This window comes from Mesorhizobium sp. Primo-A (genome assembly GCF_003997175.1).
GTDB lineage: Bacteria > Pseudomonadota > Alphaproteobacteria > Rhizobiales > Rhizobiaceae > Mesorhizobium > Mesorhizobium ciceri.
The window spans coordinates 1-12,677 of sequence record NZ_RZTG01000036.1; the positions used below are offsets into that span (position 1 = coordinate 1).

The 12,677-nt window shown below is 59.5% G+C and carries 13 protein-coding genes; 11 read left to right on the forward strand and 2 right to left on the reverse strand.

Features of this window, described 5'->3' with window-relative positions; translation table 11 throughout:
- Positions 1-82 precede the first annotated feature (82 nt).
- The 4 genes from EOC83_RS32005 (at position 83) to EOC83_RS32030 (ending at position 5,158) form a co-directional block, all read left to right on the forward strand.
- The gene (locus EOC83_RS32005) at positions 83-943 is read left to right on the forward strand and encodes an ATP-dependent DNA ligase (RefSeq protein WP_063170822.1); all 861 of its coding nucleotides are present in this window, start codon (positions 83-85) and stop codon (positions 941-943) included.
- Between the two features lie 83 nt (positions 944-1,026).
- A complete protein-coding gene (locus EOC83_RS32010; RefSeq protein ID WP_063170823.1) occupies positions 1,027-1,851 on the forward strand; it encodes a Ku protein in 825 nt (274 codons plus the stop codon).
- A gap of 1,488 nt (positions 1,852-3,339) precedes the next feature.
- Positions 3,340-4,593 carry a diguanylate cyclase gene (locus tag EOC83_RS32025; RefSeq protein WP_063170825.1) on the forward strand — a complete coding sequence of 418 codons (1,254 nt, stop codon included), beginning with the start codon at positions 3,340-3,342 and terminating at the stop codon, positions 4,591-4,593.
- Positions 4,594-4,921: 328 nt separating this feature from the next.
- Complete coding sequence (locus EOC83_RS32030; RefSeq protein ID WP_013525027.1) at positions 4,922-5,158, forward strand: hypothetical protein; 237 nt, start codon at positions 4,922-4,924, stop codon at positions 5,156-5,158.
- A gap of 562 nt (positions 5,159-5,720) precedes the next feature.
- On the opposite strand, the gene EOC83_RS32035 is transcribed toward EOC83_RS32030, so the two are convergent.
- Positions 5,721-7,061 carry a Do family serine endopeptidase gene (locus EOC83_RS32035; protein ID WP_244514445.1) on the reverse strand — a complete coding sequence of 447 codons (1,341 nt, stop codon included), beginning with the start codon at positions 7,059-7,061 and terminating at the stop codon, positions 5,721-5,723.
- A gap of 286 nt (positions 7,062-7,347) precedes the next feature.
- On the opposite strand from EOC83_RS32035, the gene EOC83_RS32040 reads away from it, so the two are divergent.
- The 6 genes from EOC83_RS32040 to EOC83_RS32065 all read left to right on the forward strand — a co-directional run bounded on the left by EOC83_RS32040 (position 7,348) and on the right by EOC83_RS32065 (position 10,566).
- On the forward strand, positions 7,348-7,701 hold the full coding sequence (locus tag EOC83_RS32040; protein WP_063170827.1) for a hypothetical protein: 354 nt from the start codon (positions 7,348-7,350) through the stop codon (positions 7,699-7,701).
- Between the two features lie 231 nt (positions 7,702-7,932).
- Positions 7,933-8,409, forward strand: coding sequence for an Hsp20 family protein (locus tag EOC83_RS32045; RefSeq protein WP_164752017.1), 477 nt, complete (start codon positions 7,933-7,935; stop codon positions 8,407-8,409).
- A 73-nt stretch (positions 8,410-8,482) separates the two neighbouring features.
- Positions 8,483-8,992 carry an Hsp20/alpha crystallin family protein gene (locus EOC83_RS32050; RefSeq protein WP_013525023.1) on the forward strand — a complete coding sequence of 170 codons (510 nt, stop codon included), beginning with the start codon at positions 8,483-8,485 and terminating at the stop codon, positions 8,990-8,992.
- A gap of 71 nt (positions 8,993-9,063) precedes the next feature.
- A complete protein-coding gene (locus EOC83_RS32055; RefSeq protein ID WP_063170828.1) occupies positions 9,064-9,831 on the forward strand; it encodes an NADH dehydrogenase ubiquinone Fe-S protein 4 in 768 nt (255 codons plus the stop codon).
- 12 nt (positions 9,832-9,843) lie between these two features.
- On the forward strand, positions 9,844-10,167 hold the full coding sequence (locus EOC83_RS32060) for a hypothetical protein (RefSeq protein ID WP_063170829.1): 324 nt from the start codon (positions 9,844-9,846) through the stop codon (positions 10,165-10,167).
- A 30-nt stretch (positions 10,168-10,197) separates the two neighbouring features.
- Complete coding sequence (locus EOC83_RS32065) at positions 10,198-10,566, forward strand: SPW repeat protein (RefSeq protein WP_063170899.1); 369 nt, start codon at positions 10,198-10,200, stop codon at positions 10,564-10,566.
- Between the two features lie 233 nt (positions 10,567-10,799).
- Here the strand turns inward: EOC83_RS32065 and EOC83_RS33495 are convergent, their stop codons facing one another.
- Positions 10,800-11,192, reverse strand: coding sequence for a hypothetical protein (locus tag EOC83_RS33495; protein WP_244514484.1), 393 nt, complete (start codon positions 11,190-11,192; stop codon positions 10,800-10,802).
- Between EOC83_RS33495 and EOC83_RS32070 the strand changes: the two genes are divergently transcribed.
- Entirely contained in the window at positions 11,136-11,450 is a 315-nt protein-coding gene (locus EOC83_RS32070; RefSeq protein WP_244514481.1) for a DUF982 domain-containing protein, read from the forward strand. The genes EOC83_RS33495 and EOC83_RS32070 overlap by 57 nt on opposite strands.
- Positions 11,451-12,677 lie beyond the last annotated feature (1,227 nt).

Below are 12,677 nucleotides of genomic sequence, written 5' to 3' on the forward strand. Positions count from 1 at the left end.
ACCATCAAACATTCAATTCGTCTAAAATGTTCCGGAACCATTTTAGCGAGCGCTAATTGAATCGCACTATGCGAGTCAGCGCATGCGTCTGAAGTTCATCAAGCCCATGGAGCCCGAGCTGGTCGAGACGCCACCGCAGGGCGACGAATGGCTCCATGAGATCAAGTTCGACGGGTATCGGACCCAAATCATCAAGGATGAAAACGGGATCCGGCTGTTCACCAAGAACGGTTACGACTGGACCGGCCGCTATATCGAACTTGCCGGAGAGGCGGAGGCGATCGAGGCGGAAAGTTTCATCATCGACGGCGAGACAATCACGGTCAACGAGGCCGGCCTGTCCGACTTCCAGGCCCTGCAGTCAGCCGTCACCCGTCGTAAGCCGTCGCGCGATCTGTATTTGGTGGCATTCGACCTCCTGCACCTGAACGGGCATGATTTGCGCAACATGCCGGTGGAAGACCGCCGCCAGATCCTGCAGGAACTGATTCCAGCCGTCGGCCGCATTCAGGTCAGCAAAGCCATGCCCGGCACCGGTGACGCGGTTTATCACCTGGTCGACAGGGCGGGGTTGGAGGGCATGGTCTCGAAGCGCAAGGACAGCGTCTATCGCAGCGGGCCGACGATGAACTGGCGAAAGATCAAATGCTATGCCGAAAAGGAAATGGACATTATTGGCGTGCAGCGCGAGGCTGGAAAGCCCGCAATGGTGCTCATGGCCGACAAGGGCCGCTATGCCGGCGGCGCTTTCGTTGCGTTTAAAGCTGACAAGCGCCAGCGACTTTGGGATCGCGTGCAAGGGAAGGTCGGCGGACCAGTGCCTATCGGTCTCAAGAAAGAAAAGGCCGAATGGCTTAAGCCTGGTCTGGTCGGTCGCGTGCGGTTCCTGAAGGGCGAGGAAAGGCTCCGCCACGCCAAGCTGCTGGACTACCGTGAGGAATAAGCTTGCGACAAGGTGCTGCCCATGACGCGGAACAGAACCGTGTGCCTGGCGTTGTGCGGAAGTCGACGTCTAGGAGAAACGGCATGGTGGCGCCACGCGCGGTCTGGAAGGGTTTTCTGAGGGTCGGTTCCGTGTCGTGCGGGGTCAAGATAGTGGGTGCCACCAGCGAGGCATCGAAAATCCACTTCAAGATTTTGAACCGCAGCGACGGTTTACCCGTGAAGAGTGCCTATGTCGACGAAGGCACCGGCGATGTTGTCGAAGCCGAGGATCAGATCAAAGGCTATGAGGCGGACAAGGGCGATTTCATCCACGTCGAGCCGGACGAGATCAAGAAACTGAAACTGACGTCCCAGCATACGCTTGATGTCGATTCCTTTGTTCCGGTTGCCGAGATCGACACGCGCTATCTCGAAAAGCCCTACTACTTGATCCCGGCAGATGGCGCTTCCCTTGAGGCCTTTGCCGTCCTGCGCGATGCGATGGCCAAGAAGCGCGTCGCGGCACGTTCCTGCGTCGTACTCTATCAGCGCGGCCGCGAAGTATTGATACAGCCGTTTGAAAAAGGAATGCTGCTGACCGAGTTGCGCACCCACAATGAGATGACATCGGAAGACACCGTCTTTAATGACGTGAGAAGCCCAAAATACGATTCGGATTTGCTCGAAATCGCGGGCCTCCTTATCGACAAGAAGGTGACGAAGTTTGATCCCTCGAAATTCGAGGACACCTATGAAGATGCGTTGATTGCCATGATCGACGCCAAGCGAAAGGGCAAAAAGCCTCCGAAACCGGCGCCAAAGCCTCAGGAGAACGTGGTCGAGCTGGCCTCGGTTCTTCGAAAGAGCCTCGCCAAGGAAGGCATCGGCCAAGACCGGCCAAAGGCCAAGAGCCGCAAATCGGCATAGTTAAAGATAGCATCCCACCATCACCGCGCATCACCCAGTAGTTTTAGCGCGCTCGCGCGTTTCCGGCGTCAGGCCTTCGGCCAATCTCACCGGCTCGTCGCACTGCGACGCTGCGGCAATCGGGAGGAAAGACCACCCGACGCGACAAATCGCGGAGGGCCGGATTGCCGTTGTGCCCGTAGCTACAGGTCTCGTCGTTTGGTCACTCCTTGTGACCAACTGGTCGGCGTGGTCACCGTCACCCAAAAAATGATCGTGCCGACCTGGCCATGGATCGATGCCATGTGAGATTGCGTTCATTGGATGTTCGTTGCTTTAGTCAATCGCAATGTAGCGTTGAGCGGAAACGAAGTGGGCCCGCCACTGAGGACACAAACGGCGGCGGGCCCTGCTTTGAGACCTGGCCCGGGAGCCAAGCTGCAGACCCAATTTCGATTTCAGAGAGAGGTTCCAGGCCTGCAGAAAAACTTAACGCTTGCTTGCATTGCATACGCCCGCAACCGGGTCTCGGAACCGGAGGCTGGCCCTCGCACCAGAGCTTGGTCCTTTCAAGGAGGGAGTCGTCCTCACCAAGCACATCCCGACCTTCGACTGCAGATGCGTGTTCCTCAGATCAGTGCAAAATTTATGGCCCTGGGGTAAAAATGCTCGTGCGAGCAGCAGGGATCTAGAGCGGCGCTTTCCTCGCGCCCACGACGGTCGGCCACGGCGCTCGATGGCCTCGGCTATCTCGATCGAAGTCCAACCCGCTGCCATGACTTCCAAAGGTCCATTCGGTGACCTGCTGGCTATCGTGTCGCGGTCAGGATATTCGTCCTAGTCGGTCGCGCCTTTGGGCTTCGTCTCGGACGTAGCTCCGTCGAGGAGACAACCCGGTGAGAGGTCACGTCGAGCAGATGCAGGCACTCAGTCAATTCTTGCCGGGCGATTGGTCTTGGATGCTTCCACGTCCAGCTGGGCGCGACTGGCGTGAAGCAAGGCCGCGATCAAATTTTGGTCGGCTGACTTTTTCCCGGTGTATAGGCACACAAGCTCGCGGGCCTGGACCATCGAATCGGATTCCGGGCTCTCCCTGATGGCTGACGTAAGAGCCCGGGAGAGGATGTCGAAATCCAACAACGAAATAACCGGTCGGCTTCCTTTCATGGCCAAATCCATCCTGTTGGTCTGCAGGCAATACTCGAAAGGTCGACATGACAAGAATCGGCATCACCCGTTCCTTCACGCGCTCAACTTCAGAAGCTCTCGGAACATTTCGCCGAGCCCAGCGGCGGGGCGTGGATAACAGCGGTGCAGCGCCACCGCAATTACAAAGGTTAATTCGGCTACGCATCGAGCATCGGATGGTTTGGGACTGATTGTTCGCAAATCGCAGCTATAAATCAAATCTTCAGGGTAAGTTGACATGCTTGCCCACCGCCGACCGCCTATGGCTTGGATAGATATTCAGGAGAAAGCAGCGTAGGGCCTATCGACTTGTCAGATCTGATGCCCCCCGATGTGCAGGATGATCCTGCCCTAGCCGCTGAGGTCGACCGGCTTCTGGCGCGCCGTACGCGCGAAATCAGCCTGGGTGGCGAGATCGAACGCCTATTTCGAGCACGTGTCTGGTCGCAAACGGCGAAAATCATCCGCGCGTGGATGATCTGGGTGGCATTTTTGGATGTGCTGACGTTGGCATTGAACGCGGCGTTGCTTCCATGGGGCGTAGCGCAGTCCATGCTCCTGCCCGGCGCCATCATCCCGCCCGTCGCGTTGGCCGTGGTCCTTGTTTGGCGCAAACCGCAGGCGCCTTGGCTCCAAGGAGCCTCGCTGATCGCAGGCATGTTCCTTATCTTGTTGTCAGTCGCATTGGTCGGAGCAAGCGCTGGTGGCGAGTTCTACGAACGGCAATTGAACGTCATGTTGTTCGTGGCCATCACAGCCATCATCATCTTCGGGATCCCCTTGGCCTGGACGATGACGATCGCTGCGCTGGCGCTCGGACTTTATCTCATGCTTCAACTGCAGAACCCGGCCATCGCGCATGGGAGTGCAGTAGCTGGAACGCTGTTCTTCGCCAGCGGTATCTTTGCAACGGTGGCCGCGCGGCGCATCATGACAATTCTCGCTCAAAAGACTTTCCTGTTTGAGCTTCGCGACCGACGCAGGGTCGCCCAACTGGCGAAAGCGAATGATCGACTGGTACTCCTGGCGAGGACCGATCCACTCACCGGCATCTCCAACCGTCGCTGGATGACGGAAACACTCGAGCGCCTATGGGGAAGCGACAAACGTTGCCTTGCCGGTGCCGCGATGCTGATGTGCGACATTGACAACTTCAAGAAGCTAAACGACCACCTCGGCCATGCGGAGGGAGATCGGTGTTTGGTAAAGGTCGCAACTATCTTGAAGGAAAACGTGAGGCGTGATCGCGATCACGTTGCCCGTTATGGCGGCGAAGAATTCCTCGTGCTCCTGCCCGGGGTGAACGAGGAAGAGGCCGCCGCTGTGGCTGAACGAATGCGTAAGAGCGTCGAGGCTGCCGCTTTGCCCAACCCTGGATCCCGTGTGTCGCGCTGGGTCACCCTGAGCATTGGAGTTGCCGTTCAGACCGCTGAGGCGATCTCGCCGGAGCAGTTACAGCAACGGGCGGATGCCGCACTTTACCTTGCCAAGCAGACGGGCCGCAACAGGGTGCTGCTTCACAGACCGGAGTTATCCGCGCGCAAACATATTCGGCCGGGCAGCCTTGGGGCATAGGCCGTGCGTGGCCGAGTTTCCGGGTTGTTGAGAACACCCATGGCCGATTCCGGCTGCGTGGATGATCCAGGAGGAGTTCCACCAAGTGGCCTCAGTGATGGCGATCATCTGGATGACTTGCCGGGTCTTCGCAAATGCCGAGCGCATGGGCTCCGTCGATTTCTGCGCCCTGCGCCCTATGTGGCGCGCGTTTGGCTAGGTGAAGGGCGCCCATTGCGCAGCCCCTGATCTTGCGCAAGGGAATCCTGCGACAGCCCTCATTAGATCGGTTGCAAGTGCTCCATGAAATCTCCATCTAGTTCAGTTGTAGTCAGAACGCGGTCAAACGATGACACGGCAAGAAGTTCTCTCCGTCATTGGATCAGCCGACGATATTACGGTTGCGGAGATCATCGCAACGGGTGCGTCGATCGAGGAATTGAGAGAGGCATGGGCATGGGCTTTTGCTGACGAGGCGTTAATGGGACAGGGGCGCCCGCTTCCGGGAACACGAGCGGCCGCGCTTATTGACCTGCTTAAGCCCGACGAGGACGACCCGGCTGAACCGGGCACCCGTCTGGAGTAAATCAGCAAACCCATCGAATGTGCAATTCGGTCTTGTCATCCACGGCAGCGTTGCAGACACTTTCTCGGTGAAACCGACCTTTGTGCCCGTTTCAGTTCAGTCATAGGTCTTGCGCGTGGGCTCCAGACTCCCGACCATCGTAGCCGAGTAGCAGGCATCACAGGCCTCGTGCGGCTCAGTCGGCCACTGGATAACGCTACAGCATTGATCACACAGCCGATTTGGAGATCGCCCACTTCTCTTGCGTTCACACGCCAGAGATCGCTAGTCTAAACCTGTGGCGCGAAGTTCCTTACATCGATAAAAGCACACGCGCTCAGAAGCGGATCGCAGGCTTTTGTTGTCCACCTGTGTGGTCGCCGGATGCGCCGAAACGTAAGGACTTTCGCCTCGCCGACCGGAGTCGCCGACCGTGCGCGCAAAGCCGCAGAGCAGTTCCCGCAGCCGCATGTTGAGCCGGACCGCCACTTCAAACATACCGCTCATCAGCTTCACAACTCTGGTGCGCTCCGGTAGGGGGCCAGCCCAGCAGCACAGATCGCGACGCCGTCTGGCCTGTCAGTCAGGAGTTTGCCACAGCAACGAAAAGCGATTGTCCCTGCCGGTCGATACGGAACAACACTGGCTTTTTCTGCTGACGGGATTTCGCCCATTCCTCGCGGACGTCAGACGGCTGGGTCATGTTTCGGTTGTTGGCCGACACGATGACGTCGCCGGGCCGGATGCCGCTTTCGGCCGCAGGACTGTTGGGAGCGACATCCTGGACGAACACGCCCGTGGTGTCGGCCTGCAGGCCGAGTTGCTGGCGCGCTTCGTCCGGAATGGCGCTCAGCGACATACCAAGGCGCTGGTCCTCAGTCCCCAGGCTTGGAATGGCACCGGTCTGTTCCTCCTGATCCCTGCGTCGATCGACAGTCAGCGACAATTCCTGGTTTGTGCCGCCCCGGTTCGTTGTTACGGTGACTTTCGATCCCGGCTTCTGGCTTGCTGCCGCCAGCGTCAGGTCATGGACGCCTTGGATGTCCTTGGCGTTGAACCGGGTTATCACGTCGCCGGCCTGGATTCCCGCTTTCTGCGCCGGGCTGCCAGCCTCGACCGAGGCAACCAGCGCTCCCTTGGCGCCCGGCATTCCGAGCGCCTCGGCGATGGAGGGCGTGATCTCCTGAAGACGCACGCCGATGAAGCCGCGCTCGATGCGGCCAGTGCTGATCAGTTGGTCGACGATAGTCCGAGCTGTGCGCGAGGGCACCGCGAACCCAATGCCTATGCTACCGCCTGACGGCGACACGATTGCCGTGTTGACTCCGATGACTTCGCCGCGCGCGTTGAACAAAGGACCTCCCGAGTTACCTCTGTTGATCGAGGCGTCAGTTTGCAGGAAATCGTCGTAAGGACCGGCCTGGATATCGCGAGAGCGGGCAGAAAGGACGCCAACAGTGACCGTGCCCCCGAGGCCGAAGGGACTGCCGATGGCGATGGTCCAGGCCCCTGGTTGCATCGCGTCCGAATCCCCCCAGGCCGTCGCCGTCATGTTGGGCGGAGGCTCGACTTTCAATACCGCGATGTCGGTTGCCGGATCGCGGCCCACCACCCGGGCGGGCGCCGTCTCCTTGTCGGAGAACACGACGTGAATCTCAGTTGCGTCGGCGACGACATGGTTATTGGTGACGATATAGCCTTCGGGACTGATCACAAAGCCGGAGCCGAGTGCTTCCCGCACCTGGGGCTGGATACGCCCTCCTCCGTCGAAGGGATTGGGAAAGTCGTTGAGCGTCGTTTGATCCTGGATGATCTGCCTGGTCGTGATGGCGACAACCGCGGGCAGCTTCTGACGCACGATTGCGCTGAAGTCGTTCGGAATTTCCTGTGCGGTGGCCGGAGCAAGGCCGCCAGTCGAGAGCATCAGGGCTCCTGTGATCAAGCCAATGCACAAGTTCCTAGAGAGGTAAGACATGACTGGTTCTCCTGCCGGATTCGGGTCCTTGATTTTCGCCCGACGTCAGAACTGAGATTCTCGCCGATTGTTTCACCGGCTGGATAAAATGGTTCTAAGGCGTTGACCACGGGAAATGTGACCCGTGCCAAGCCATTGAAACTTGCTTGAGACGTCCCAAAATTTCGTCTGGCGGGAATCGCGAGAGCCGCCAAACTCAAACACGCAGGAGATTGTCTGAAGCGGAGGACCATCAATGGAAGCAGCCATTTCGACCCATTTTGCCTCGATTGAACCCGTGGCCCCCGATGTTTTTCTGGACCGATTGCTGCATCCGGCACGGCATTTCAAACATCCCCACGACGTTTTGGCCGACGTTGCCCTGGACGGTCAGGAGAAGCGCGCCATCCTTTCGTCATGGGCGTCGGATGCCTGCGCGTTAGAATCCGTGCCAGCGCTTCGCATGCTGCCGGGGGCGGGTGAACCAGTCAGCTTCGATGCGATCATGGATGCATTGCAACAATTGGATCAATCGGACGAGCTTGCCGGTCCTGATGGCAGTGACAGCGCGATGTTGGCCGGGTTCGTGCCATTCATCGATCGGATTTAAGCGCGACCTGATTGTTCGTGAACCATTGACCCGTCGGCGAGTGACCCCGCCGGCGGGGGGTGGCATGGGTGCGTTTCGCCCGGATTGCCGCTGAAAATTTTCCTAATACCTCTTGAAGGTGCAAGTCGCGATTCTAAATTGATGGTCGCCGGTCGCCTGATGGGGCCGGCAAGACCAGGAGGCGGCAAGGCTCTTGGCGCCTCCTATGATCCATGTTGCTCAAAGGAGGATGTGGTTATGAACCTCGATTTTACCCCCCTGTACCGGTCCAGCATCGGCTTCGACCGCATGGTCGACATGCTTGAAAATGCGAGCCGTGTGGCCTCGTTCGACAACTGGCCGCCCTACGATATCGCCAAGGTTGATGATGATGACTATCGCATCACGATGGCGGTCGCCGGTTTCTCGCAGGACCAGCTGACCATCACTCACCAGCCCAACATGCTGGTCGTGAGCGGGTCGCAATCCGGCGATGAGAACGGCCAGTATCTCTACCGCGGCATCAACGGGCGCGCTTTCGAGCGTCGGTTCGAACTGGCCGATCATGTCAAAGTTGCTGGCGCCAGCCTTGAGAACGGGCTGCTGAGCATCGATCTCAAGCGCGAGGTTCCCGAGGAGATGAAACCGCGCAAGGTCGAGATCTCCAGCGGGGCTCCCATGCCGAAGATCGAAGCCCCCAAGGTCGAGACCGAGAAGCTGGCGGCCTGAGCAATCCACGATGAAGGCATCGCTTGAGCCGGGCGTCCGGCCCGGCTCACAGACCTACGAAAGGAGAAAGACAATGAGCGTACGTGACTTGATCCCATGGGGCCGGGGCAACGGAAACTCGGCGCCCAGTCTCTTCCCTGATGGAGATCGAGACCCCTTCGTCTCCCTCCACCGGGAGGTAAACCGGCTGTTCGATGACGCCTTCCGCAGCTTCGGCGCCAGACTGCCGGCCTTCAGTCCCTCTTTTGCCGCCACTTGGCCCAGCGTCGAAATTTCCGACACGGACAAGGAAGTCCGCGTCACGGCGGAAATACCCGGCCTGGACGAGAGCGACATAGAAGTCCTGCTGGACAACGGGGCGCTCAAGCTTAAAGGCGAGAAGCGTTCCGAGACCGAGGACAAAGACCGGCAGTTCTCCGAGCGCTTCTACGGTCGCTTCGAGCGCCTCATTCCGCTCGGCTACGAGGTCGAGGAAGACAAGGTCAACGCCGCCTTCAAGAACGGGGTGCTGACCGTGACCTTGCCCAAGACCGAGCGGGCGCAGGCGAAGGCCAAGCGGATCGCAATCAACGGCAAGAACTGACGCACGGCAGTATGAGCAGCGGCCGTAACGGCCGCTGCTCGTACCACCCTTCATGATAGGAGGGACAGACAATGGAGACAGTTCAAAGCAGCGACATCAGAAGCCCAACCAGGACCTCCGGCCGGCCGGACAATGACAATCGGTCTCGTGTCGACGAGCCGGCTTTGTCAATGGGGCGGTCAGTGTTTCCGGACGGCGTGACGGGACGGATCTACCAGCCATGCCGCTCGGCCATGACCTCGGCAAAGCCCCGCAAGGACTGGCGATTGATCTTCGAACCTCGCACAGCCCCGTTCATCGAGCCGCTGATGGGCTATACGGGCGGCCGGGACACCCTGACCCAGGTTCGACTGGATTTTCCGACGCTGGAGGCGGCGATCCGTTATGCGGAGCGCCAAGGCCTCAGCTACGTGGTGCAGGCTCCATCTTCTGGCTCTCAGGCCAAGGTCAGCAACAGGCAAGCATCGGAGGAGAGGCACGCCTTTTCCGACGTGGTTTGGCAACGGCTACAATTGGCATGGCTCCAGGCAAGCCACAACTATGGCGCTGGTGCACAGGCAGCGCACATACAGACGGCGCTTTCCGAGCCCGAGACATTCTACGCCTGTCCGATGGAGGTGGTGGATGACCCGGTACTCGCACCCGACGAGAAACGTGCCGTGCTCAAGAACTGGGCCTGGAACGAGTACCTGATCGACTTGGCCACCGCTGAAGGCATGCCGGAAAATGCACGTCCGACGCGATTGGACGAGGTTGAGCTCGCTCTGCTGGCCTTGGAGGGCAGTACCCAGAGATTCCAGACTCGGCTCAGCCCGGTACGATCCCGGATAGCCGCATGATTGGAGGCAAGAATGGACCCACTGATCGTCTTAGACGCCCAACGGACCATCCCGAACCCCTTCGCGCTTGCGGTCGCGGCAGCAGGGCGGGCGCGCGCACTGGCGCGCGGCGCAGCGCCCCGGCTGGCGGCCAGGCCGAAGAGCCGGCTGCATCTCGCATTGAGTGAGATCGCCGGCAATGCGTTCGAACCTCGGGAGATCGAACCCTTCCTCCTGACTGAGCCGATCTCGCCGAAGGACTGCGCCCGTTTCAAATCCGGACCCAGGAAGCTTTGCGGCATCGGGCCGAACAGGCCCGCTGCCGCACCCGCCCTCGACTCAAGGGCGGTACATTGACGTACTGAAACGCAGGAAAGGAGAATGACGATGTTGAAGAATCTCGCTTCCGACAGCAGCAGGCCGGCGCTCGATGTCGTAAACATCCTTGCCGGCATCGCGCTGGCGCTCTCGCCTTGGCTCCTTGGCTATGCTGCCGATGCTGTTGCCGTCTGGCACGCCTTCATCGCGGGCGTAATCACCGTTCTGATCGCAGCGCGCGCGTTGGTGGCGTTCCACAAATATGAGGAATGGGCGAACCTTGTCGTCGGCCTGTGGATTGTGGCCGCACCTTGGGTGCTTGGCTTTGCCGGCCTGGCGGCAGCAATGTGGTCGCACGCCATCGCTGGCGCTGTGGTTGCTGCCCTGGCAGCAGCCAGCCTTTGGCTCGCGAATGACCGACCGCTCTCTGCAGCCTGATCATAGCCGCTGGCGGGTCCGACTCTTCCGGGCCCGCTCTTTTTTTCGCGAGACGATGCCGGCGGCGATGAAGGCGTTGACGTGCCAGAATTGATGCCCTCCGGTTTGACGACTACATCCCGCGCTGTGTGGAGTGGCCGCAATGGACATGAGTAAAGGAAAACACAACGCCGCCTTCGCTGCGCTGATGCTCTTCCAGTCAATCTACACTGCTACGCCGGTTAGAGGCCTTGCTACGCGACGGCAAGATCGCCGACGTGCAGGTTGGTGGGCCGAGGGCCTCGCGGACAGACGCGCTGGCAGCGGGATGAGGTGCCAATTGCCAAGAGGCTGCTGGGCTCGGCCGGCCAATTCTCTCTTGAACTGAAAAGAGCCATTTCCAATATCCTCTCTGTGCCGAAGGCGTCACGCAGACCGGCATGTTTTGCCGAGGAATCATCCTGCGTCACCCGAAGAGACACAAGCGCCGCTTTAGGGCTTGAAGGGAGGTCACGATGGAGAGCGCTACGTTCAAACAGCCGATTTTCGTGCGAGATGACAGTTTCGTCCTCAAAAAGATCGGTTGCGTCATGGATGCCATAGAATTTCTGGAAGAATGGCCGGTCGAAAGGCGTGGCCTTCTCCACGGAGCGGCCTGTGATACATGCTACTCGGCGTATGATGGTCGCAAGTCGGTCGAGGCCGCGCACAAGGCGTTTGCGACCTGGGCACGCAGGGTGGGTGTGATCGAAGACGTTCCCTTGGCGCCGTCTTGGATGACAGGGCCGAAGATTGGCAGTGCACACGAACTAACCGTTAAAACTCTCTGCGGCGGCAATCACGCCGCCGAAGCAAACAAATCTGCCACGCGCTCACGAGGAGGAGAGGCTCGGTTGACCAGATGACGGACGGGCTGCGCCGGCAACTCGCGCTATCGTATTCGGGGGCTGCGGACGATCGCCCTCCCGCTGCCAACCCCGATGAGCAAAGAGCCTTTCACATCTGCAAGCCGCAGCCGCCGATTGCAGCTCAAGCCGAATGCAGGCCTTCACTGCACCAAAAAAGTCCGCTACACATAAGGCATGGTGCATTCATGGCCTTGCGGACGGGCGAAGCCGTGAGGCGATACTCGCCCACGCCTCGACCAGTCACGGCACAGCGGATTGAGCGAGTACTCGACCGCGTCGCCGAAATCATTGTGGCACGAGGTGACCATGGTGAGGCATGGCTCCCGTTATACGACCACTTGGAACGCGCCTTGCAGGACCACTGGGCGAAGGAAGAACGTCTTGCCGCAGTGCGTCAGCGGGTCATACGGTCCCAGGATCGAGCGGCCACACGATCTTCATAGTTCCTGTTGCCACATCTTCATGTCGCCGTCCTCGCCATATTTCGGCCGGTAGATCGGGTAGCCCATCAACATGCGCCGAAGCTCCTCGCCGAGCCTACCGTTCTTCATGCGGTCTTCGAACGAGTGGCGCGCAGTGAATAGACAGTGTGTATTGTTCTCGACGGTCGCCGACCGCGTCAACAGATGGTGATTTGGCAGGCTCGCCTATCGTGCTCTCGGCTAGTCCGCAGGATCGTGCCGAGGAGCTCGGCGACCAATATCTCTGCGAGAGGCTGATAAACAAATCCAGAGACACGGCATGGGCGGTATCGGACACGCGCTGCTTGTGGATTTCGCCCAGCATCAACGATGCCTACAAGGCATCGTCAGCAGCCTCGCGAAAATCTCTGGCGTGCGGGATTTTATACGGTCAGTGGTGTCGAGGGCGCGGCGCACGAACACGCAGCTCTCGTCTCTGACCCCTCTGAGCACACGGCGATAGTAATGGAAATGATCGCCCCTCCGTTGAAAGAAGCGGTCGGGAGATGCTCTCCGCGTCGTCTTCCCACGTCTGGGATGCACCATTTGGAAACAGCCGCAAGGCCGACTGCCTGAGCGTGCGGATCACGCGGCCGCAGCTCAGGGCGCAGCAGTCCGCGTTGCCCACCCCCCACTTAGCAGCCCTGTGCCTTCAGGGACCGGACCATCCGCACGACAACAGGGTCATATGGTTTCTTTTCCGATTTCCTGTAATTAATTATGAAAAGCGCGGCGCGGTCGCCGCAGACCGTGATTGCGCGGA